Below are 21,485 nucleotides of genomic sequence, written 5' to 3'. Positions count from 1 at the left end.
CTTCTCCGGCCGTACGCGGAACCCCCTCCTTCGCTGCCGGCGGGCATCGAAGCGAGTCGCCACCTGCTGCGCCTGCCGGATGAACCGGGAGATCTCGTGGGGCACCTGTCCCTCCACCCCGACCGCGTGTACGACGTGGAAGGGCCGTGAAGGCAGCGGCGTCGGGTCCGTCCCCGTCCAGGGGTTGCGGGCGTTGAGCGTCCGGTTGGGGATCCCCTACCGGGACGCGATCGCGACTCAGAGCGAAGTCAGGAGGACGACACGGAGCGACGCTGCTCACAGCACGGGTCGATGAGCGTCTCGTGAACGACCGTCTGTGAACAGGTACTCCTGATATCACGAGTTGCCCATTGAGCAACATTGCCCAATGGGCAACTGTGCTCTAGGTTGGTGTCATGACAGACGAGGTCTCGCTCCGTGAGCAGAAGAAGGCAGCGATCCGTGACGCGTTGAGCGTGACCACCGTGCTGCTCGCCCGGGAGCGGGGGCTCGACAACATCCGTGTCGAGGACATCGTCGGTCGGGTCGGAGTGTCGAGGCGGACGTTCGGGAACTACTTCTCGAGCAAGGAAGACGCGATCGCGGACCGCCACGTGCAACGCGTGCGCAAGGCAGCCGACGATCTGCTCCAGCGGCCACGCGAGGAGCCGTTGTGGACTGCCATCACGGAGGCGCTGCTCGCGCCGTACGAGGCAGGAGAGACGACGACCCCGTCCCGGGAGGAGCAGAGCGGGCTGCTTGCAGTGCTGTCGACGCCGGGCATGCAGTCAGCCGTCGACCGAGGTGCTCGCGCAGCGAACGCAGTGTTCGCGGCCGCCGTCGCGGCCCGCTCAGACGCAGCACCGGAAGATCCCGTTCCTGGTCTGGTGTCCGCCGCTGCGCTTTCGACCTTGTTGACAACGCTGGAGTCCTGGGCGGCGCGCCCGGAGCCACACCCCCTCCAGCCGTTCCTCCGAGCTGCGTTCCAACTCCTCGGCGACGGTTTCGGCCACCTCCGCTGACCACTGATCCCACACTCTTCGTCAGAAGGAAGACCATCATGTACGACGTCGTCATCGTCGGAGGCGGACCCGTGGGCATCTTCGTCGCCTGCGAGCTGAAGCTCGCGGGTGTGAACCCCCTCGTCCTCGAACGCCTCCCCGAGATCAACCAATGGGACAAGGCGCACGGCTTGACCGGGCAGGTCGTCCGACTACTGGATCACCGCGGCTTGTTCGAGCGGTGCGCTGGGAGGGCCGTCCCGGAGCCGGCTCCGAGCTTCTTCTTCGGAGCGCTGCCGTTGCCGCTCCACACGCTCGGCGACCGCAACCCGATGTACCTGCTCCACATCAACCAGCGCGACCTCGAGAGCGTGCTCAACGACCGCGCAGCAGAACTCGGCGTCGAGATCCGTCGCGGCGTCGAGATGTGCTCCTTCACCCAACACGACGACTCCGTCATCGTCGACCTTGTCGACGTCGCGAGCGGAGCAGAGAGCACCGTGTCGGCGCAGTACCTCGTTGGTAGTGACGGGGCGCGGAGCACTGTGCGGAAGCTCTCCGGTATCCGCTTCCCCGGCAACACCGACCACCACGTCGTGGATCGCACAGCCCTGATCGCACCAACTGAGCAGCTGACGCCCGCCAGCCCCGGGAAAGTGCATGTTGCGGGTCTGGGAGCGATCGCGGACAGCTTCCACCGGACCGAAACCGGCGTCGTCACCATCGCCCTCCGTGACCCGGAGCACCCGCTGGTCTACACCGCGGAATGGGAGGACCAGCCTGACCGCAGCTTCCCCGGTGAGGGAGCAGCCATGACGTTGACCGAGATGGAGGACAGCCTCGAGCGCGTCCTCGGCGTCCGCCTCGACCTCCACGCGCCAGCCGACGGTGAGCCGACGTTGCTGCGTCGTCTGACCGGTCGGAACACCCGCGTCGCGGACCGCTACCGCGACCGGCGGATCTTCCTCCTCGGCGATGCCGCACACGTGCACTCCGCCGCCGGCGGACCCGGCCTGAACCTCGCGCTGCAAGACGCGGCGAACCTCGCCTGGAAACTCGCCGCCAGCCTCCACGGCTGGGCCCCCGCGGGCTTGCTCGACACCTACGAGACAGAGCGCCGCCCGCTCGGGCAACGCGTCTTCATGCAGACCCAAGCGCAGACCGCGCTGATGGCGCCCGGCTCGGATGTCACAGCCCTCCGCGACCTCTTCGCCGAGATGCTCGCCGACACGACCACCGTGCAGCGCGTCGCAGATCTCCTCGCCGGCTCGGACGTCCGCTACGACATGGGTCCCGCGAACCCCGACGGCCCTACCGGATGGTTGGCACCGTCAACACAGGTCGAACTCGCCGACGGGACCCTCCGCAGGATCCCGGAACTGCTCCGCACCGCCCACCCCATCGTGCTCGACGCGACCGGCGGACTCCGCCACGCCATCGCCCCATGGAACGACCGCGTGGACTACGTGCCGCTGGCCGCAACGAACGAACAGACCTCGATCCTGATCCGACCCGACGGATTCATCGCCTGGTCCCACACCGATCCCGCCTCCCTCACAGAGGCACTTGCCGCATGGTTCGGAACACCCGACCACGGCTCTGCTGGAACGGTGTGAAGCGTGAACCTCGACGTGATCGGAGCCGCGATCGTCTCGATCAGCGGCGCGCTCTTCGCGACCGCTTCGAGCTGGTGTCTGATCGGTCTCTTCCTCGGAACACGAGCAAAGCCTGTGCTCCCAGCAGCTTCCAGAGCCCACCTGTTCACGTCGGCATCGACGGTCTTCGCCGGGCTCGTGGTCCACATCATCGGATTCTTCCCCGAAGCCTTCGTGCTCATCTACGCGGGTGCAACGTCAACGCTTGTCGCCGTCTTCGTCGCACGTACGACGGAACGCACTACTCCCCGCCGGGTCACGGGACCAGCACTACTCACCGCAAGCGGGATCGTCGCGCTCACCATCGGGCTGCTCATCTGACCGCTGAACAGTCCCAGGGCGAAGGCACGTACGCATGAACGCGTCGTTCGGCGTCCTCACCTACACCCGTCTCTCCGCGGAGCGAGTCCGCCCCGTCGTCGTCCGTCCGACGATCGATCATCGGACGCTCGAGGGCGTGAGTTCTCTGGCGCTCGGGCTTTGACACCGATACCGTGCTCGACCTGACTGCGACGGGCATCGGCGGGCTCTTCTTCCGGAGTCGAGATCCGGAAGCCCGCGCCGCGTGGTACCGGAAGCACCTCGGCATCGACGCCGGCGCGGACACCTTCTGGCGCCAAGCAGCCGGTGTGACGGTCTTCGCACCGTTGCCTGCTGACAGCGACTACTTCGCCGCCGACCAGCCCCTCATGCTCAACATCAGGGTGACGGCACTCGACGAACTGATCCGCCGTCTCGAAGCGGACGGCATCGCGGTCGAGCGCCGCGCCGAGTGGGAGACAGAGTACGGGCGCTTCGTCCGTGTGCACGATCCAGAGGGACTGCCGCTCGAGCTGTGGGAAGAGAACAGTTAGCGTCTGCCCTGGTGGAGTTCGGTTGCATGGTTCCTCTGGAGTCGACCATGTGGCCCTGATCAGGGGAGCGACTGCCCGGTTGGCGATCGTCTACCGGTCGATGCGTGCGAGCCAGTCGCGGATCAGGGCGGCGGTGATTCCGGGTTGTTCGAGGTGCACGTTGTGTCCAGCACCGTCGAGGACGACGAAGCTCCCTCGCGGGTAGTGGTCCCGGAGTGCGAGCCCGTCCTCGTAGCCGACGACGTCGTCCTGCCGACCGAACAGGTGCAGCGCCGGAGCGGTGAACGGTTCCGGGTGGCGCTCCTCCGGCACGGCATCGAGTGCGTAGTCGGCGGCGATACGGTCCATCACAGCAGGGTCGGCACCACGGAGACCCGGCAGCACGTACCGCTCGAACGCTCTGAACGCGGCGGCGTCCTGGATGACGCTGACCTCCTCGAATGCTGCTCGCGCATCGCCGGCGGCCTCGAGGACGGACGGTTCGGTGTACAGCACGGTGCGCTCGGGGACAGCACGGTCTGCGTGTGCCGGATGCACCACACCCGCCAGGGTCGCGATGCCGAGGACGTGGTCTCGGCGTTCGTGGGCGACGTGTCGGGCGATCATGCCGCCGAAGGAGTTCCCGATGACAGCGAAGGGCTCGTCGCCGAGGTGGTCGTCGATGTCGGCGAGGACCTCGGCGGCCACGTCGACCGCGCTCGTCGCGGTCGCGGTCACAGCGGCGGCTTCAGCCCACGGCAGGTCGAGGAACACCAGCCGCCACGGCAGACCCTGCACCGCGTCCGCCAGCGGCAGCATGATGCGGTGGTCCACCCCGAAGCCGTGGAGGGCGACGAGCGGACGACCAGAACCAAGGACTCGCGCGATCACCCAGCAAGCCTACGAATAGCCAGTACCGACAGTTGATCGGTGAGCGAAGCGGACTCCGGAGCGGATCGCGGAGCGCCGCACCCGCGCCGCCCCGTGCTGCTCGACCGCTTCGAGCGTCGCCCCGTGGCGTTCGAGCGTCGCGACCGACCCCGCATTGTCTTCGAGACAGAACGCCACCACGGGATCGATCCCCAGTGAAGCGGCGCGAAGCAACACTTCACCGAGCGCCCACGTCGCGACACCTCGCCCGCGGGCGGACGGCCGGATCCCGTACCCGATGTGACCGACGCTCTGCACGCGCTCGTCATCAGCAGCACGGAGCGCGATCCCACCGAGGACTTCCCCGTCTTCGACGATCCACCACAGCTCGGTCGGGCCGTGCTCGATCCGAGCGACCCAGTCGCGGAAGCCGTCGACCGTGTTCACCTCATCGTCCGAGGTGATTCCGAAGCCGTCTTCGTGCAGCCCGGGACCCCACTCGCGACGTGCTTCGCTCCGCTCCTGGAACAACTCCGCACGCGGTCTCACCAGCTCGAACACACCTCATCCTTGCAACCAGACAGGGCGGACACCAGAAGCGCAGTGGTGCGATGGGGAGCACGCACCGTGACCGACAGACGGTCCTGGACCGGACTCGATCGCACGCGAGACACGCTCAGTGACCGCCTGTCTCACTCGACCCGTCCGGAATCGTTCTCGGTGGAGGGGCGCCTTCCGGACACGTTCGCGGCGCGGGAAGAACGAGAACGCCCCGCCGGCCGGAGCCAGCGGGGCGTCCTCACGAGTCAGACCGGGATCAGAAGTCCCAGTCCTCGTCCTCCGTCACGACGGCCTTGCCGATGACGTACGACGAGCCCGACCCCGAGAAGAAGTCGTGGTTCTCGTCCGCGTTCGGCGACAGCGCCGACAGGATCGCCGGGTTCACGTCCGTCGTCTCCTTGGGGAACATCGGCTCGTAGCCCAGGTTCATCAGCGCCTTGTTGGCGTTGTAGTGCAGGAACTTCTTGACGTCCTCGGTCAGCCCGACACCGTCGTAGAGGTCCTGCGTGTACTGCACCTCGTTCTCGTAGAGCTCGAAGAGCAGGTTGAACGTGTAGTCCTTGATCTCCTGCTTGCGCTCCTCGGAAGCGCCCTCGAGGCCCTTCTGGAACTTGTACCCGATGTAGTACCCGTGCACGGCCTCGTCGCGGATGATCAGGCGGATCAGGTCGGCGGTGTTGGTGAGCTTCGCCCGGCTGGACCAGTACATCGGCAGGTAGAAGCCGGAGTAGAACAGGAACGACTCGAGCAGCGTCGAGGCGACCTTGCGCTTCAGGGGGTCGTCACCCGTGTAGTAGTCGAGGACGATCTGGGCCTTCTTCTGCAGGTTCGGGTTCTCCGTGGACCAGCGGAAGGCGTCGTCGATCTCCGGCGTCGAGGCGAGCGTCGAGAAGATCGACGAGTAGCTCTTCGCGTGCACCGACTCCATGAACGCGATGTTCGTGTAGACGGCCTCTTCGTGCGGGGTGATCGCGTCGGGGATCAGGCTGATCGCGCCGACGGTGCCCTGGATCGTGTCGAGCAGCGTCAGGCCGGTGAAGACCCGCATGGTGAGCTGCTGCTCCTCCGGCGTGAGCGTGTTCCACGACTGCACGTCGTTCGACAGCGGCACCTTCTCGGGCAGCCAGAAGTTGTTGACCAGCCGGTTCCAGACCTCGACGTCCTTGTCGTCCTGGATGCGGTTCCAGTTGATGGCACTGACCGCGCTGATCAGCGGGATGGACTTGCCCGTGGCGTGGACCGGGTCGGTGAGGGTCATGGCTTTCTTCCGGGTGGTGGTGGACAGGACGATCGGACGGACTGGAGGCGCGGGGCGGGGCCCGCCCCGCGCCTCCAGGAAGAGAGCAGCAGCTCTACAGCATGCAGCTGACGCAGCCCTCGACCTCGGTGCCCTCGAGGGCGAGCTGGCGCAGACGGATGTAGTAGATCGTCTTGATGCCCTTGCGCCATGCGTAGATCTGGGCCTTGTTGATGTCGCGCGTGGTGGCGGTGTCCTTGAAGAACAGCGTCAGCGACAGGCCCTGGTCGACGTGCTGGGTGGCAGCCGCGTAGGTGTCGATGATCTTCTCGGCACCGATCTCGTACGCGTCCTGGTAGTAGTCCAGGTTGTCGTTCGTCATGAACGGCGCCGGGTAGTAGACGCGGCCGAGCTTGCCTTCCTTGCGGATCTCGATCTTCGACGCGATCGGGTGGATCGACGACGTCGAGTGGTTGATGTACGAGATCGACCCGGTCGGCGGGACGGCCTGCAGGTTCTGGTTGTAGATGCCGTGCTCCTGGATGGACGCCTTCAGCGCCTTCCAGTCGTCCTGCGTCGGGATCGTGATGTTCGCGTCGTCGAACAGCGAGGCGACGCGCTGGGTCGCCGGCGTCCAGGCCTGGTCGGTGTACTTGTCGAAGAACTCACCCGACGCGTACTTCGAGTCGCGGAAGCCGTCGAACGTCTCCCCCGTCTCGATCGCGATGTTGTTCGAGGCGCGCAGGGCGTGGAACAGCACCGTGTAGAAGTAGATGTTCGTGAAGTCGATGCCCTCTTCGGAGCCGTAGAAGACGCGCTCACGAGCGAGGTAGCCGTGCAGGTTCATCTGGCCGAGGCCGATGGCGTGCGACTTGTCGTTGCCGTCCTCGACGGAGCGGACCGACGAGATGTGCGACATCTGCGAGACCGAGGTCAGGCCGCGGATCGCAGTCTCGATGGTCTTGCCGAAGTCCGGCGAGTCCATCGTCAGCGCGATGTTCAGCGAGCCGAGGTTGCAGGAGATGTCCTTGCCGATCTCCTTGTAGGACAGGTCCTCGTTGAAGGTCGTCGGGGTGTTGACCTGCAGGATCTCCGAGCACAGGTTGGACATGTTGATCCGACCCTTGATCGGGTTGGCCTTGTTCACCGTGTCCTCGAACACGATGTACGGGTAGCCCGACTCGAACTGGATCTCGGCGATGGTCGTGAAGAAGTCACGCGCCTTGATCTTCGTCTTCTTGATGCGCGAGTCGTCGACCATCGCGCGGTAGTTCTCGGAGATCGGGACGTCGCCGAACGGCATCCCGTAGACCTTCTCGACGTCGTACGGCGAGAACAGGTACATGTCCTCGTTGTTCTTCGCGAGCTCGAACGTGATGTCCGGCACGACGACACCGAGCGACAGCGTCTTGATGCGGATCTTCTCGTCCGCGTTCTCACGCTTGGTGTCGAGGAACTTCATGATGTCGGGGTGGTGCGCCGACAGGTAGACGGCACCGGCACCCTGACGCGCGCCGAGCTGGTTCGCGTACGAGAAGGAGTCTTCCAGCAGCTTCATCACGGGGATGATGCCCGACGACTGGTTCTCGATCTGCTTGATCGGGGCGCCGGCCTCGCGGATGTTGGAGAGCAGCAGGGCCACGCCACCGCCGCGCTTGGAGAGCTGCAGCGACGAGTTGATGCCGCGCGAGATCGACTCCATGTTGTCCTCGATGCGGAGGAGGAAGCAGGAGACGAGCTCGCCGCGCTGGGCCTTCGCGGTGTTGAGGAACGTCGGGGTCGCGGGCTGGAAGCGGCCGGCGATGATCTCCTCGACGAGGTCGATCGCGAGCTGCTCGTTGCCCTGCGCGAGGCCGAGGGCGGTCATCACGACGCGGTCCTCGAAGCGCTCGAGGTAGCGCTTGCCGTCGAACGTCTTGAGCGTGTAGCTCGTGTAGTACTTGAACGCACCGAGGAACGTCTGGAACCGGAACTTCTTGGAGTACGCCAGGTCGTTGAGCTGCTGGATGAAGTCGAGCGAGTACTGCTCGATCGTCGCGGCTTCGTAGTACTCGTTCTCGACCAGGTAGTCGAGCCGCTCCTTCAGGTTGTGGAAGAAGACGGTGTTCTGGTTGACGTGCTGCAGGAAGAACTGCTTGGCGGCCTCACGATCCTTGTCGAACTGGATGTTCCCGTCCGCGTCGTAGAGGTTGAGCATCGCGTTGAGGGAGTGGTAGTCCATCCCCGTCTGCGGCGACGTCAGATCGACGTCTGCAACTGCTGCGTCCAAAATGCATCCAATCCTGAGTTGACCGCCTGCACGTCGTCAGGCGTTCCGAAGAGTTCGAAGCGGTACAAGAGCGGGACGCCGCACTTCTCGGCGATGACGTCCCCGGCGAGCCCGTAGGCCTCGCCGAAGTTCGTGTTCCCTCCGACGATCACACCGCGGATGAGCGAGCGGTTGCGTTCGTCGTTGAGGAACTTGATGACCTGCTTGGGGACCGCGCCCTGACCGTTGCCGCCACCGTAGGTGGGCAGCACGAGCACGTACGGCTCGTCCGCGTGGAGGAACGGGTCGCTCGGGAGGAGCGGGATGCGGTCCGCGTCACGGCCGAGCTTCTCGACGAAGCGGGCCGTGTAGCCGGACACGCTCGAGAAGTAGACGAGGCGACTCATGTGCGCGCTCCTTGTGAGAGGTGCGGACAGCAGATCAGGGGTGGCCCGTCGGAGGTGCTGCGCGCCTCCGGGCCGGCGGAGCTGCGGGCCCCGGTGACGGGACCCGCACGGCTCACGCGAGTTCGGCGCTGAGCGTCGCGATCTTGTCGGGACGGAAGCCCGACCAGTGGTCGTCGTCGGTCACGACGACGGGGGCCTGCATGTAGCCGAGGCTCTTGACGTGCTCGAGCGCTGCTTCGTCGGCGGAGACGTCGAGCACCTCGTACTGGATGCCCTTGTTGTCGAGCGCGCGGTACGTCGCGGTGCACTGGACGCAGGACGGCTTGGTGTAGACGGTGACGGCCATGATCTCCCCTGGTTCTTGCTGGGTGTTTCGTGCTGTGGAGGGTGGTGCTGATGCCTGTGCGCAGACGAGTCCGGGAGGGGCCGCTGCGATGGCATCCACACTACATCTAGTGGCTGGCTGCGTCACCGACCACAAGAGGAAGTGTTACAGCCGTGTAGTTCTCCACAAGCCCCTCCACAATGTGAACACCTCGGGGAGGCCCGTGATTCCGCCAGTCTGCGACCGACCACCGACACTTGCCCACACCCGTGGACAGCGTCGATCCACATGTGTGGAATCGGCGCGTCGGCGTGTCGCGGGAGCGTCCACCGAGCACCGCGAGCAGCCGGTCTGTCCACAGCACCCCCGGACGGGTGACGGCCCGATCCGTCCGGTCGGTACGCTCGTCCCGTGAGCGCCTACGGACCCCTGCTGAAGACCCCCGGAGTCGGTCGCGTCATCGCAGCGCAGCTCACCGCGCGCTTCCCGTTCGGCATGCTGTCGCTCGCGTACCTGCTGCACGTCGAGCACGTGTTCCACTCCTACGGCGCCGCGGGGCTCGTCCTCGCGACGACGAGCATCGGCCAGGCGATCGCCGGTCCGCTCACGAGCCGGTGGATGGGCAGCTGGGGCATGCGCCCGGTGCTGATCCTGACGAGCGCCGTCGCCCTGGCGAGCATGGTCGTCATCGCGTTCGTCTCGATGCCGCTCTGGGGGTACGTCGTCGTCGGGTTCCTCGGCGGGCTGGCGGTCCCGCCCGTGCAGCCCGCGGTGCGCACCATCTACCCGAAGATGGTGACCTCGTCGCAGCTCACCCCCCTGTTCTCGCTCGACGCCAGTGCGCAGGAGCTCATCTGGGTCGCCGGCCCGGTCATCACCACGTTCGTCGCGACGCAGGTCGGCACGGTGCAGGCGATCGTCGTCGCCATGGTGTTCCTGGTCGTGGGCGGCGTGTGGTTCATCGCCTCCCCCGAGCTCGGTCGCGTCCGCATCCCCCGGTCGAAGCGCGCGTTCGGTGTCGTGCTGAAGCGGCCGTCGGTGATCGTCGCGACGCTGACCGGCCTGCTGCTCATCGGCGCGTGCTCGGCGGTCGAGGCGAGCGTCACCAGCGTCTTCGGAGAGGGCAGTCCGAACGCCGGCATCGTCCTCGCGGTGTTCGCGGTCGGGTCGCTCGCCGGCGGCCTCGCGCTCGGACACCGACCGATCTCGAAGAACACGCTCTGGGCGCGCATGTCGATCGTCTTCGTCGGGCTCGCGCTCGCGGTCGGCGGCACCGACTTCTGGTGGCTCTGCCTGGCCCTCGTCATCGCCGGTGCCGGCATCGCCCCGGCACTCGCGGTCATGTTCGGCTCGGTGTCCGCGACGGTCAAGTTCTCCGACACGGCCGAGGCCTACGGCTGGATGGGCACCGGCCAGCTCATCGGTGCCGCCGGCGGGTCCGCGGTCGCGGGCTTCCTCATCGACGCGAACGGCCCGACCGGTGGCATGACCGTCGGAGCGGTCATGGCGGCGGCGGGGGTCGTCCTGCCGCTCGTGACGAAGCGGTGGTTGCCCGACCTGCGCGGCCGCGACGCGAGTCCCCTCCCCGACACCGAGCCGGTCACGCTGCCGAGCTGACGGCCGGGAGGCACGACGCACCCCCGCCCCGATGGGCAGGATGGGTGCATGGTCACCTCCTTCCCCCTCCGCGACGGCCGGTCGATCCCCGCGATCGGGTTCGGCGTCTACAAGGTCGACGACGCCGAGGCGGAGACCGCCGTCCGCCTGGCGCTCGACGCCGGGTACCGCCACGTCGACACGGCCGAGATGTACGGCAACGAAGCCGGCGTCGGGAAGGCGATCCGTGCCTCCCGGCTGGACCGCGACGACGTCTTCGTGACCACCAAGGTGTGGAACGACCACCAGGGGCGCGACGCGACCCTGCGGGCGTTCGACGCGAGCCTCGAGCGGCTCGGACTCGACGCCGTCGACCTGTACCTCATCCACTGGCCGGCGGCGGCGAACGGCCGGTACGTCGAGACGTGGCGGACGCTCGTCGAGCTGCGCGAGCAGGGTCGGGCGCGGAGCGTGGGCGTCTCGAACTTCCAGGTGCCGCACCTGCAGCGGGTGGTCGACGAGACGGGCGAGGTGCCGGCCGTCAACCAGGTCGAGCGCCACCCGTGGCTGCCGCAGCGTGAGCTGATCGCGTTCCACGAGGAGCACGGCATCCGGACCGAGGCGTGGTCCCCGCTCGGACGCGGGCGGCTCGTCGACGACCCGGTGCTCACGCGGATCGCGGACGCGCACGGGGTGAGCGTGGCGCAGGTGCTCGTGCGGTGGAACGTGCAGCAGGGGGTCGTCGTGCTGCCGAAGTCGGTGACGCCGTCGCGCATCCGGGCGAACATCGACGTCGACGGGTTCGAGCTGACCGACGAGGACCTGACCGCGATCGCCGGCCTCGAGAACGGACAGCGGACCGGGTCGCACCCGGACTCGGTGTCCTGACGCGGTCGCGGTCGCGGTTGCCGCCGTCGCCGTCGCCGTCGCCGTCGCCGTCGGAGTTCTAGCCCCGGCGGTCCTCCTCGGACTGCCACGGCAGGTTCAGGTCGCCCGGCTCGGGCTCGACGTCGCCCGCGTCGTCCGCACCGCCGGTGCCGGGTGCCGCCACCACGCGGGACGGGTCGATGCCGTCCTGCTCGAGGTCCTCACGGCTGCGCTGCTGCGTCTGCGACGCGACCGTCTCCCGTTCGCTCGACGGGCTGTAGGACGTGTCGGCGGCACGCTGCTCGCGGCCGCTCACGCCGTCGACGTCGTCGCTGTGCGCCGCGTCGCGGAGTTCGTCGTTGCGGGCGCGGTCGTCGGACTCGTCGGGGCCGGGCACGTTCGGGATGCTGTCGCTCATGCCCCGCACAGTAGGCCGGGGCTCCTGGTACCGGTTCGGTCACGACGGCCGTGATCCGGTTCCCGCTCGGGTACCGTCGTCCCGACGAAGGGGGTCGGACGATGGGTCGGACGAGGGCACGGGGCACGGCGGCCGTTGCACTGGTGGGGATGAGCACGCTGCTGCTGACGGGCTGCTCGGTGTTCGGCGACGACGCACCGCTGCCGAAGCCGACCGGGCACGCAGCGCCGAGCGCCTCCGCGACGCCGGGGCCCGTCGACGGCTCGGGGGCCGCGGGCGACACCGCACAGCCCGTCGCGGCGCCGCAGGCGGTCCCGGCGGGCACGGTGGTCGCGGAGACCGACGCCGTGTCGAAGTCCGGCGACACCTCGATCCACGTCCGGGTCGTCGCGAACGACCACGGCACCTTCGACGCGCAGCTCTCTGGCTACCGCACCACCCAGCCGCAGCCGATGTCCGTGCAGTTCCGGCGCACGGCGCAGCACGGCGACGGTGGGGACAGCGAAGCGGTCGCCACGACACGGTGGGGAACCGACGGACAGCCGCCCGCGACGGTCAGCCTGGCGGACGGCGGCCCGTACCCGGACTGGCTGCACACGGTCGTGCTGGTGCCGGACCAGTCCGACGGTGACGACAGCGACCGCCCGTGGGTCCACAAGGTGCTCGCGATCGGGAAGCTCTCCTGGTCGATCCCGAACCCCGACCCCGACCTCAACGTCACGCTCGGCAAGGCCCGACCGGGTGCGTACGGCTACGCGTTCGACGCCGACGACGAGACCCTCCGCGGTACGGACGGCGTCCCGGTGAGCTACCGGGTCAACGAGGGCGACGACCAGTCGACCATCGCGAAGCGCTTCGGCATCACCGTGGACCAGTTGCGGTGGCTCAACCCGACGATGCAGACCCGTGGCAACGGTTGGGTGCTCGCCGGCTCCTGGATCAACCTGGACCCGGCCTCGCGCTGACACAGAGCCTGATGCGGGTCCGTTACGCTCGACCAGCACCCCGCACCACCCAGGAGGCCAGATCGTGACCATCGTCGCCGCCGCAGACGGCTCCGCCCTCGGCAATCCCGGACCGGCCGGCTGGGCATGGTACGTCGATGACGACCGCTGGGCAGCCGGCGGGTGGCCGCGTGCGACGAACAACATCGGCGAGCTCACCGCCGTGCTGCAGCTGCTCCGCGCCACGAAGGACACCGGCGAGCCGCTGCACATCCTCTGCGACAGCCAGTACGCGATCAAGGCGTGCACGGAGTGGCTGGCCGGGTGGAAGCGCAAGGGCTGGCGGAAGGCCGACGGCAAGCCCGTGCTGAACGTCGAGATCATCAAGGAGCTCGACGCCGAGCTGCAGGGCCGCAAGGTCACCTTCGAGTGGGTCCGCGGTCACGTCGGCCACGAGATGAACGAGGCCGCGGACGTCCGTGCCCGCGGCGCTGCGACCGCCTTCCAGAACCGCACCGAGGTCCCGACCGGTCCGGGTTGGCCGGACACCGTCGTGCCGCCCGCTCCGGAGCCGGCGCAGGTCGAACCGCCCGCCACCCTGTTCTGACGAGCGGACGACGACGGGCCCGGGCGATGTCCTCGCCCGGGCCCGTCGTCGTGCGCTCAGTAGGTGCCGTCGCGACGGTCCTGCCGGGTGATCTGCTCCCCCGACGCCGGGTCGACGCCCGACCGGGTGGTGGTCGTGATCCGACGCCCGCCGAACCCGACCGCCAGGCTGATGATGAGCAGCACGACGCCGGCGGCCATCAGGATGTAGCCGATCAGGCGTAGGTCGATGCCGGCGATCTGGTAGTCGACCGCGAAGGCGACGATCGCTCCGATGACGATCAGGGCGATGCTCGATCCGATGCGCATGACGGGTCCTTCCGTGGTGCCCCGTCCCGGGTGTCCGGGGCTGGCGTCGAAGGTACCCGGACCGCGGCGGCGAGGTTCCGTGTGGCGGCCGAGCGAGGCCGCCCTCAGTCGACGTCGACCTCGGCCCAGCCGTCGAACCGGCCGATCTCGGTGACGCGCACCACGGCTTCGCCGGTCTCGTCGGACGCGTCCAGGTCGATCGTCGCCGAGAACCCGAAGTCCTTGTCGCCCTCGGGGTCGGCGAAGATCTGCCGTGCCCGCCAGGTCCGACCCGGCCCGTGCTCGTCGAGCACCAGGTACGCCATCGACCGGGCGTCCCCGTCGGTCCCGATCGCGTCGTGCTCCTCGTAGTACTCCTCGAGCACGGCGTCCCACTCCTCCTGCCCGAACCCTGCGGCCCCGTCGAGCGCGGCGAGCCCGGCAACGTCGTCGGCCGCCGCAAGCAGCACCCGCTGGAACAGGGCGTTCCGCACGAGCACGCGGAACGCGCGCGGGTTGCCGGTGAGCCGGGCGGGCTGCGGCGGCGCGATCTCGTCGTGTTCCGCGGCGGCCTTCGCGACGGAGCCGTTGACCAGCGCCTCCCACTCGTCGACGAGCGAGGAGTCGGTCTGCCGCACGACCTCGCCGAGCCACTCGATCAGGTCGTCGAGCTCGGGCGTGCGCTGTTCCTCAGAGATGGTCTGGCGCATGGTGCGGTAGGCGTCGGACAGGTACCGGAGCACGAGTCCCTCGGAGCGGGTCAGCTGGTAGAACCGCACGAAGTCGCCGAAGGTCATCGCCCGCTCGTAAACGTCGCGCACCACGGCCTTGGGCGACAGCGTGAAGTCGAGCACCCACGGCTGTTCGGCCGCGTAGGCCTCGTACGCGGCGGTCAGCAGTTCGTCGAGCGGCTTGGGCCAGGTGACCTCCTCGAGCAGCTCCATCCGCTCCTCGTACTCGATGCCCTCGCGCTTCATCCGGGCGACCTCCTCGCCGCGCTCCTTGAACTGCTGCTGCGCGAGGACGGCGCGCGGGTCGTCGAGGGTCGCCTCGACGACCGACACCATGTCGAGCGCGTACGTCGGGGACTCGGGGTCGAGCAGTTCGAAGGCGGCGAGTGCGAACGGCGACAGCGGCTGGTTGAGCGCGAAGTTCACGGGCAGGTCGACGGTCAGGCGGTAGCGCCCGTCGACCTTCTCGATCACGCGGGCGTTGATCAGCGTGCGGGCGATCGACAGCCCGCGTCGGGCCATCGCGAGCTGCCGGGAGCGCGGCTCGTGGTTCTCGAACACGAGCGAGCGGACGTCGGCGAAGGCGTCTCCACCGCGGGCGACGACGGCGAGCACCATCGCGTGCGTGATCCGCATCCGCGACACCATCGGCTCGGGCTCAGCGGCGATGAGCCGGTCGAACGACGCCGGGCCCCACGAGACGAACCCCTCCGGCGCCTTCTTCTTCTTGACCTTGTTCTTCTTCTTCGGGTCGTCCCCGGCCTTGGCGACGGCCCGGGCGTTCTCGATCTCGTGCTCCGGCGCCTCGGCCACGACGTCGCCCTCGGTGTCGTAGCCGGCTCGTCCGGCTCGTCCGGCGATCTGGTGGAACTCGCGGGCGGACAGCTGCCGCATCCGGGAGCCGTCGAACTTCGTCAGCCCGGTGAGCAGCACGGAGCGGATCGGCACGTTGATCCCGACCCCCAGGGTGTCGGTGCCGCAGATCACCGGCAGCAGGCCGCGCTGGGCGAGCTGCTCGACGAGCCGGCGGTACTTCGGGAGCATCCCGGCGTGGTGCACGCCGATGCCCGCACGGATGAGCCGCGACAGCGTCTGCCCGAACCCGGCGCTGAACCGGAACCCGGCGATCGCCTCGGCGATCTCGTCCCGGCGTTCGCGCGACGCCACCTTCACGGACATGAGCGCCTGCGCCCGTTCGAGCGCCGCGGCCTGGGCGAAGTGCACGATGTAGACCGGCGCCTTGCCCTCCTCGAGCAGGCGTTCGACCGTCTCCTGCACGGGCGTCAGCACGTACTCGTACGACAACGGCACGGGCCGCGAGACGCCGGTGACCCGTGCGGTCGGGCGCCCGGTCCGGCGCGACAGGTCGTCGGCGATGGTCGTGACGTCGCCGAGCGTCGCCGACATGAGCAGGAACTGCGCGCGCTCGAGCACGAGCAGCGGCACCTGCCACGCCCAGCCGCGGTCGGCATCGCCGTAGAAGTGGAACTCGTCCATCACCACGACGTCGACCTCGGCGTCCGGGCCCTGGCGGAGCGCGGTGTTCGCGAGGATCTCGGCCGTGCAGCAGATGATCGGGGCGTCCGCGTTGACGCTCGAGTCACCGGTCACCATGCCGACGTTCTGCGCGCCGAACAGGTCCACGAGCTGGAAGAACTTCTCGGAGACGAGGGCCTTGATGGGCGCCGTGTAGTAGCTGCGCTTGCCCTCGGCGAGCGCGGCGAAGTGCGCCCCGGCCGCGACGAGGGACTTGCCGGTGCCGGTCGGCGTGCTGAGGACGACGTTCGCGCCGGAGACGAGCTCGATGAGCGCTTCGTCCTGCGCCGGGTAGAGCGGTCGTCCGCCCGCCTCGGCCCAGTCGGCGAACGCCTGGTAGACCGCGTCGGGGTCGACGGCGCCGTCGACCGCCGCCGGCAGGGCGGCGAGGAGCGGCGGGGTGGTGGTGACGTCGGTCATGCGCCCATCCTCCCAGGTGGGCGGTGACCGGCAGACGAGCCGGCGGCGGACGGGAGGCACGGGGCCGCTCCGTCACGCACCCGGCGTCCGCACGCACCGACCGCAGGTCGCAGGCCGGAGACGAGCCGCGCCACCCGTCCGGCACCCTGTCGGGAATCGATGCGCGCGCATAGACTCAGACCGTGCGCGAACTCGGCTTCCTCTCCTTCGTCCCCAACCACGGCGGCACCGCCGGTGCTGCTGCCGCCCTGGAGGACGGTCTCCGCCTGTTCGAGACGGCCGAGTCGCTCGGGTACGGCACCGGCTGGGTCCGGGGCCGCCACTTCGAGCCCTTCCTGACCAGCCCGATGACGTTCTTCGCGGCGGCCGCCCAGCGCACGAGCACCATCGGTTTCGGCACCGCCGTCCTCGGCATGCGGTACGAGGACCCGATCCGCCTCGCCGAGGACGCCAGCACCGTCGACCTGCTCAGCGACGGTCGGGTGCAGCTCGGCATCAGCACCGGGATCGCCGGGTACGGCCCGATCCTCGACCCGGTGTTCGGCGGGTCGGAGCGCAGCTTCCGCGACGAGGCCGAGGTGCGTGCGGCGCGGCTGCTCGAGGTCCTGCAGGGCGAGCCGCTCGGCACCGCGGGGAAGGGCTACGAGAGCATCCCCGCCGGTGCCGACCTGACCCTCCAGCCGCTGTCGCCCGGCCTGCGCGACCGCATCTGGTGGGGCGGCGGCAGCACGGGCACCGCGGTCCGCACGGCCGAGAAGGGCCTGCTGCTGCACTGCTCGACGCTCAACACCGAGGACACGGGCGCCCCGTTCGCCCAGGCACAGGCGGACCAGCTCACCGCGTACCGCGACCGCTTCGCCGAGCTGCAGGCCGCCGGCGAGCACCCCGGCCGCACCCCGAAGGTGGCGGTCGGTCGGATCGTCGTCCCGCTGCTCGACGACCACGACCGCCGGGTGCACGAGGAGTTCCTCACCGGGTACGCGAGCGGGATGGACGACGAGGGGCGCCCCCTGAGCGGTCCGCCGTTCCGGTTCAGCAGGATCGTGTCGGGCGGTGTGGACGAGATCGTCGACGCCCTGGCAGCCGACCCTGCGGTCCAGGCGACCGACGAGCTGGTGATCACCCTGCCGGCGAACGGCGACGCCGCGGCGCACGAACGCATCCTGCGGGTCGTCGCCGAGGAGATCGCCCCGCGGCTGCCCTGAGCACGACCGCTGACGACAGACACCCGGCCGGGGCTCGAGTCGGGGTGGTGAGGTCCGACGAGCCCCGGGCCGGATGACCATCTCGTCCCTGATCCGTACGGGATGGTGGCATCACTCTTTCACTTTCTGAAGGATTTGTCATCATCACTTCCCCGTGAACGGGCACATGGCCAGTTGCGCACGACAACCCCTGGTCAGACGCGGAAAGGTACGCTCTCGTACCTTTGCCCACAGGACGACGAATGCGCCCCCGCGCGGACGCGGGGACGCATTCTGGACGCACCGGGATCGACGGGGTTCCACGGCCGGATCAGGAGGCCGCTTCGCTCACACGACGATCCCTCGGTGGTGCGCGCGCCGACGGTAACCAGCCGACTGGCGCGGATTCATGCTACTGAATGCATCCACGACCGTGCGGAAACCGGATCACTCCAGTTCGAGGGCCGCGGATCCGGCCAGGTCCGCGACCGAGGCACCGACGTGGAGCTCGAACGTCCCGGGCTCGTAGCGCCAGGCGCCGTCCCAGTGTGCGAACGCCCGGGCCGGCACCTCGATCGACACCTCGGTGGACTCCCCTGCCCCGAGCCGGACGGGCGCGAAGCCGACGAGCCAGCGAACGGGACGGTCGACCGTCGACTCCGTCCGCGAGGCGTAGACCTGCACGACGTGCTTCCCGGCACGGTCGCCCGTGTTCGACACGGTCGCGGTGACGATCGCGGCGTCACCCTCCGTCACGGTCGGCGACGCGGCGACGCCGTCGATCGTCCAGGTGGTGTAGCCCAGCCCGTGGCCGAACGGGTAGGCGGGCTCGGTGCCGGCGCGCAGCCAGGCACGGTAGCCCACGTGCACGCCCTCGTCGTAGGCGACCTTGCCGTCGACCGGCGTCACGTCCTGCACCGGGACGTCGGCGAGGGTCACCGGCCAGGTGGTGGGCAGGCGCCCGCCGGGCTCCGCGGCACCGGTCAGGACGTCGGCGAGCGCGTTGCCGTACTCCTGCCCACCGAACCAGGTCAGGAGCACCGCAGCGACGTCGTTCCGCCAGGGCATCTCGACCGGCGAACCGGAGTTCACCACGACGACCGTGTTCGGGTTCACGGCGGCGACGGCACGGACCAGCTCGTCCTGGTGGCCCGGCAGCGCGAGCGACGAGCGGTCGTAGCCCTCGGACTCGACCTTGCTGTTCGTCCCGACGACGACGATCGCCACGTCGGCGTCGCGGGCCGTCGCGACCGCGGCCTCGACGAGTGCGGCGGGGTCGGCGTCGCTCGGCTCGGTACCGAACTGGTAGGCGAGCACACCGCCCAGCGCCTCGTCCTGCACGATGTCGTGCTCGATCCGGATCGCGAGCTGCTGCCCGGCCTCGACCGACACCGGCACCGAGCGCGCCGGCGGGTTGAGGAACGCCGCACCGAGCTGGTCCCCCTCCATCGGCACGGTCTCGTCGAGCAGGAGCTCGCCGTCGATCCACATGCGCGAGCGGCCGGCGGCACCGATGCCGATCCGCACGGTCCCCGTCGTCTCGGCGGTGTACGTCGTGGTGACGTCGAGTCGGTCGGACTCCTGGATCGGGGCGTCGCCGCCGAACCAGAACAGCGCGGTGGCTCGGCGGTCCTCGACGAACAGCTCCTCGCCGTCCTTGACGAACGCCACCCGTGCGCCGGGCTCCCCCGTGGCCGGGTTCGTGATGGTGGACAGCGGGAACTCCGCGATGCCCTCCTGCACCACGGCGCCGATGGCGTAGTCGACCGTCGCGCCGGGGAAGGCCGCTCGGATGCCCTCGATGGGCGTGACGACGTGCTCCGGCACCACCGTCGCCGAACCGCCGCCCTGCGTGCGGGCTTGGTCGGCGTTGTGCCCGAGGAGCGCGATCCGCGACACCGCGGACGCGTCGAGCGGCAGGATCCCGGCGTTGCGGACGAGGACGGTGCCCTCGGCCTCGGCCGTACGCACGAACGCGACGCCGTCCTCGACGTGCACCGGCTGCGCGGCCACGGGCTCGAAGCCCTCGAGCGCGCCGACGCGGGCGGCGAGCATCAGGATGCGGCGGACCTTGCGGTCGACGGCCTCCATCGGGACCTCGCCCGACTCGACCGCCTGCAGCAGGGGCCCCTGGCTCCACCAGGGGTTCGGCCCGGGCATCGCGACGTCCTGCGACGCCTTCGCCGACTCCACCGAGCGGACGCCGGTCCAGTCGGACACGACGATGCCGTCGAAGCCCCACTCCGAGTTGAGCGGGGTCTCGAGCAGGTCGTTCTCGGACGCGGTGACGCCGTTGATCGCGTTGTAGGACGACATGACCGCCCAGGCGTGCGCCTCGGTCACGGCCTTCTCGAACGCGAGCAGGTACAGCTCACGGAGCGCACGGTCCGACACCTCCGTCGACGCGGTGAACCGGTCGGTCTCGTAGTCGTTCGCGATGTAGTGCTTCGGGGTCGCGGCGACGCCGTTCTCCTGCACGCCGTCGACGTAGGACGCGGCGAGGTCGCCGGTCAGCAGCGGGTCCTCGCTGAACGCCTCGAAGTGGCGACCACCGAGGGGCGAGCGGTGCAGGTTGATCGTCGGGCCGAGGACGACGTCGACGCCCTTCCGGCGGGCCTCGACCGCCGCGGCGGCACCGTAGCGCTTCGCGATCGCGCGGTCCCAGCTCGCCGACAGGGCGGTGGCGGACGGCAGGTTGAGCGACGGGTCGCGCTCGTCCCAGACCTCGCCGCGGACGCCGGACGGACCGTCGGACATCAGGATGCGGCGCAGCCCGATCTTCTCGACCGGCCAGGTCGTCCAGAAGTCGCGCCCGGTCAGCAGCTGGACCTTCTCCGCGGTCGTCAGCTGTCCGACGAGCGCGGCGATGCGCTCGTCCAGCGGCGACGCGGCGGTCGGCCGGGAGGCGCGGGTGGTGTCGTCCACGGTGGTCACGATGGTCGGTCCCTTCGTTGTGCGACGCAGGCGACGGGGCATGACCTCCGCGCGCCATCGTCGGCGGCTGCGGGCAGCGTAGCACCCAAAACCTATCGGAAGTAGGTTTGTTGGGTCTCGAACCCGCTGTACGCTCGCGCCATGGCACGACGGGGTTCGTACGCGAAGGGGATCGCGAAGCGCGAGGAGATCCTCACGGTCGCGCTCGACCTCGTCGCGCAGCAGGGGTTCCGGCGCACGAGCATCAAGGACATCGCCGACGCGGTCGGGCTCACCCAGGCCGGGCTGCTGCACTACTTCGACTCGAAGGACGACCTCTGGGTGGCGATCCTCCGTCGCCGCGACGAGGTCGACCTGGCGCACGACTGGGGCACCGCAGCCGAGGACCCCGGTGCGTTCCTCGCGGCGATCGTCCGGCACAACACCGAGGTCCCGGGCCTCGTGCAGATGTTCGTGAACCTGTCCGCCGCCGCCGCGACCGACGACGAGCACCCCGCGCACGAGTACTTCCGCGAGCGCTACGAGCGCAGCCGGAGCGACTTCGCCCGGGACTTCCGCACCATGCAGCAGGACGGCCGGCTCCGCTCCGACGTGGACACCGAGCAGCTGGCGAGCGTGCTCCTGGCCATCTCCGACGGCATGCAGATCCAGTGGCTGTACGACCCGTCGCGGGACATGGCCGACCACGTCGAGCTCGTCGCACGGCTCGCGGTCGCGCAGTCCGTCACGCCCGCCCCGGCCTGACGCCGGCACTCCGGCCGCGCTCGACCGCTCCGGCCCCGGCCCCGGGCCGCGTCGGCCGCATCGCCTGCGCCGCCTGCGTCGCCCGGACAGGTACCGCCAGT

At 69.1% G+C, this 21,485-nt stretch carries 21 protein-coding genes; 11 read left to right on the top strand and 10 right to left on the bottom strand.

Annotated elements, in window-relative coordinates; genetic code table 11:
* The first annotated feature begins 395 nt into the window (after window positions 1–395).
* The 5 genes from J2X59_RS11910 to J2X59_RS11890 are packed head-to-tail and all read left to right on the top strand — an operon-like array spanning window position 396 to window position 3,489.
* Window positions 396–1,001: a TetR/AcrR family transcriptional regulator gene (locus J2X59_RS11910; protein ID WP_326496805.1), complete on the top strand. Its 606-nt coding sequence runs from the start codon at window positions 396–398 to the stop codon at window positions 999–1,001.
* Window positions 1,002–1,039: 38 nt separating this feature from the next.
* Entirely contained in the window at window positions 1,040–2,596 is a 1,557-nt protein-coding gene (locus J2X59_RS11905) for an FAD-dependent monooxygenase (protein ID WP_326496804.1), read from the top strand.
* A gap of 3 nt (window positions 2,597–2,599) precedes the next feature.
* On the top strand, window positions 2,600–2,956 hold the full coding sequence (locus J2X59_RS11900) for a hypothetical protein (protein WP_326496803.1): 357 nt from the start codon (window positions 2,600–2,602) through the stop codon (window positions 2,954–2,956).
* A 34-nt stretch (window positions 2,957–2,990) separates the two neighbouring features.
* Window positions 2,991–3,119: a hypothetical protein gene (locus tag J2X59_RS11895; protein ID WP_326496802.1), complete on the top strand. Its 129-nt coding sequence runs from the start codon at window positions 2,991–2,993 to the stop codon at window positions 3,117–3,119.
* 10 nt (window positions 3,120–3,129) lie between these two features.
* Window positions 3,130–3,489 (top strand): VOC family protein, encoded by a 360-nt coding sequence (locus tag J2X59_RS11890; RefSeq protein ID WP_326496801.1) that lies wholly within the window; start codon window positions 3,130–3,132, stop codon window positions 3,487–3,489.
* Window positions 3,490–3,579: 90 nt separating this feature from the next.
* Here J2X59_RS11890 and J2X59_RS11885 read toward each other — a convergent pair whose 3' ends face one another.
* From J2X59_RS11885 to nrdH, 6 genes are all read right to left on the bottom strand, one after another.
* Window positions 3,580–4,359, bottom strand: coding sequence for an alpha/beta fold hydrolase (locus J2X59_RS11885; protein ID WP_326496800.1), 780 nt, complete (start codon window positions 4,357–4,359; stop codon window positions 3,580–3,582).
* Between the two features lie 9 nt (window positions 4,360–4,368).
* Window positions 4,369–4,899 (bottom strand): GNAT family N-acetyltransferase, encoded by a 531-nt coding sequence (locus J2X59_RS11880; RefSeq protein ID WP_326496799.1) that lies wholly within the window; start codon window positions 4,897–4,899, stop codon window positions 4,369–4,371.
* A 256-nt stretch (window positions 4,900–5,155) separates the two neighbouring features.
* The gene (nrdF, locus tag J2X59_RS11875) at window positions 5,156–6,157 is read right to left on the bottom strand and encodes a class 1b ribonucleoside-diphosphate reductase subunit beta (RefSeq protein ID WP_058725585.1); all 1,002 of its coding nucleotides are present in this window, start codon (window positions 6,155–6,157) and stop codon (window positions 5,156–5,158) included.
* 94 nt (window positions 6,158–6,251) lie between these two features.
* Window positions 6,252–8,357 carry a class 1b ribonucleoside-diphosphate reductase subunit alpha gene (nrdE, locus tag J2X59_RS11870; RefSeq protein WP_209685910.1) on the bottom strand — a complete coding sequence of 702 codons (2,106 nt, stop codon included), beginning with the start codon at window positions 8,355–8,357 and terminating at the stop codon, window positions 6,252–6,254.
* A gap of 17 nt (window positions 8,358–8,374) precedes the next feature.
* The gene (gene nrdI / locus J2X59_RS11865) at window positions 8,375–8,791 is read right to left on the bottom strand and encodes a class Ib ribonucleoside-diphosphate reductase assembly flavoprotein NrdI (RefSeq protein WP_066656296.1); all 417 of its coding nucleotides are present in this window, start codon (window positions 8,789–8,791) and stop codon (window positions 8,375–8,377) included.
* Window positions 8,792–8,903: 112 nt separating this feature from the next.
* Window positions 8,904–9,137 (bottom strand): glutaredoxin-like protein NrdH, encoded by a 234-nt coding sequence (gene nrdH / locus J2X59_RS11860; protein ID WP_058727719.1) that lies wholly within the window; start codon window positions 9,135–9,137, stop codon window positions 8,904–8,906.
* A 390-nt stretch (window positions 9,138–9,527) separates the two neighbouring features.
* On the opposite strand from nrdH, the gene J2X59_RS11855 reads away from it, so the two are divergent.
* Both J2X59_RS11855 and J2X59_RS11850 read left to right on the top strand, forming a co-directional pair.
* Window positions 9,528–10,733, top strand: coding sequence for an MFS transporter (locus J2X59_RS11855; RefSeq protein WP_126890650.1), 1,206 nt, complete (start codon window positions 9,528–9,530; stop codon window positions 10,731–10,733).
* Window positions 10,734–10,781: 48 nt separating this feature from the next.
* A complete protein-coding gene (locus J2X59_RS11850; protein WP_311206605.1) occupies window positions 10,782–11,600 on the top strand; it encodes an aldo/keto reductase in 819 nt (272 codons plus the stop codon).
* Window positions 11,601–11,658: 58 nt separating this feature from the next.
* Here J2X59_RS11850 and J2X59_RS11845 read toward each other — a convergent pair whose 3' ends face one another.
* The gene (locus tag J2X59_RS11845) at window positions 11,659–11,997 is read right to left on the bottom strand and encodes a hypothetical protein (protein ID WP_326496798.1); all 339 of its coding nucleotides are present in this window, start codon (window positions 11,995–11,997) and stop codon (window positions 11,659–11,661) included.
* A 149-nt stretch (window positions 11,998–12,146) separates the two neighbouring features.
* Here J2X59_RS11845 and J2X59_RS11840 point away from each other — a divergent pair, with 149 nt between their 5' ends.
* Window positions 12,147–12,962, top strand: a complete 816-nt coding sequence (locus J2X59_RS11840) for a LysM peptidoglycan-binding domain-containing protein (RefSeq protein WP_326496797.1) — start codon at window positions 12,147–12,149, stop codon at window positions 12,960–12,962.
* 64 nt (window positions 12,963–13,026) lie between these two features.
* Complete coding sequence (locus J2X59_RS11835) at window positions 13,027–13,548, top strand: ribonuclease H family protein (protein ID WP_326496796.1); 522 nt, start codon at window positions 13,027–13,029, stop codon at window positions 13,546–13,548.
* Window positions 13,549–13,604: 56 nt separating this feature from the next.
* On the opposite strand, the gene J2X59_RS11830 is transcribed toward J2X59_RS11835, so the two are convergent.
* Together J2X59_RS11830 and J2X59_RS11825 are read right to left on the bottom strand one after the other, a co-directional pair.
* Complete coding sequence (locus tag J2X59_RS11830; RefSeq protein ID WP_326496795.1) at window positions 13,605–13,856, bottom strand: DUF6458 family protein; 252 nt, start codon at window positions 13,854–13,856, stop codon at window positions 13,605–13,607.
* 104 nt (window positions 13,857–13,960) lie between these two features.
* Window positions 13,961–16,522 carry a DEAD/DEAH box helicase gene (locus tag J2X59_RS11825; RefSeq protein WP_326496794.1) on the bottom strand — a complete coding sequence of 854 codons (2,562 nt, stop codon included), beginning with the start codon at window positions 16,520–16,522 and terminating at the stop codon, window positions 13,961–13,963.
* 182 nt (window positions 16,523–16,704) lie between these two features.
* Here J2X59_RS11825 and J2X59_RS11820 point away from each other — a divergent pair, with 182 nt between their 5' ends.
* Window positions 16,705–17,727 carry an LLM class flavin-dependent oxidoreductase gene (locus J2X59_RS11820; protein ID WP_326496793.1) on the top strand — a complete coding sequence of 341 codons (1,023 nt, stop codon included), beginning with the start codon at window positions 16,705–16,707 and terminating at the stop codon, window positions 17,725–17,727.
* A gap of 426 nt (window positions 17,728–18,153) precedes the next feature.
* On the opposite strand, the gene J2X59_RS11815 is transcribed toward J2X59_RS11820, so the two are convergent.
* Complete coding sequence (locus tag J2X59_RS11815) at window positions 18,154–20,682, bottom strand: beta-glucosidase (protein WP_442781435.1); 2,529 nt, start codon at window positions 20,680–20,682, stop codon at window positions 18,154–18,156.
* Window positions 20,683–20,781: 99 nt separating this feature from the next.
* On the opposite strand from J2X59_RS11815, the gene J2X59_RS11810 reads away from it, so the two are divergent.
* Window positions 20,782–21,384 (top strand): TetR/AcrR family transcriptional regulator, encoded by a 603-nt coding sequence (locus J2X59_RS11810; protein ID WP_326496791.1) that lies wholly within the window; start codon window positions 20,782–20,784, stop codon window positions 21,382–21,384.
* Window positions 21,385–21,485: the final 101 nt, after the last annotated feature.

The organism is Curtobacterium sp. 260, from assembly GCF_030803485.1.
GTDB lineage: Bacteria > Actinomycetota > Actinomycetes > Actinomycetales > Microbacteriaceae > Curtobacterium.
Note: the sequence above shows the minus strand (reverse complement) of the source record. Positions and strands in the feature narration are given on the sequence as shown.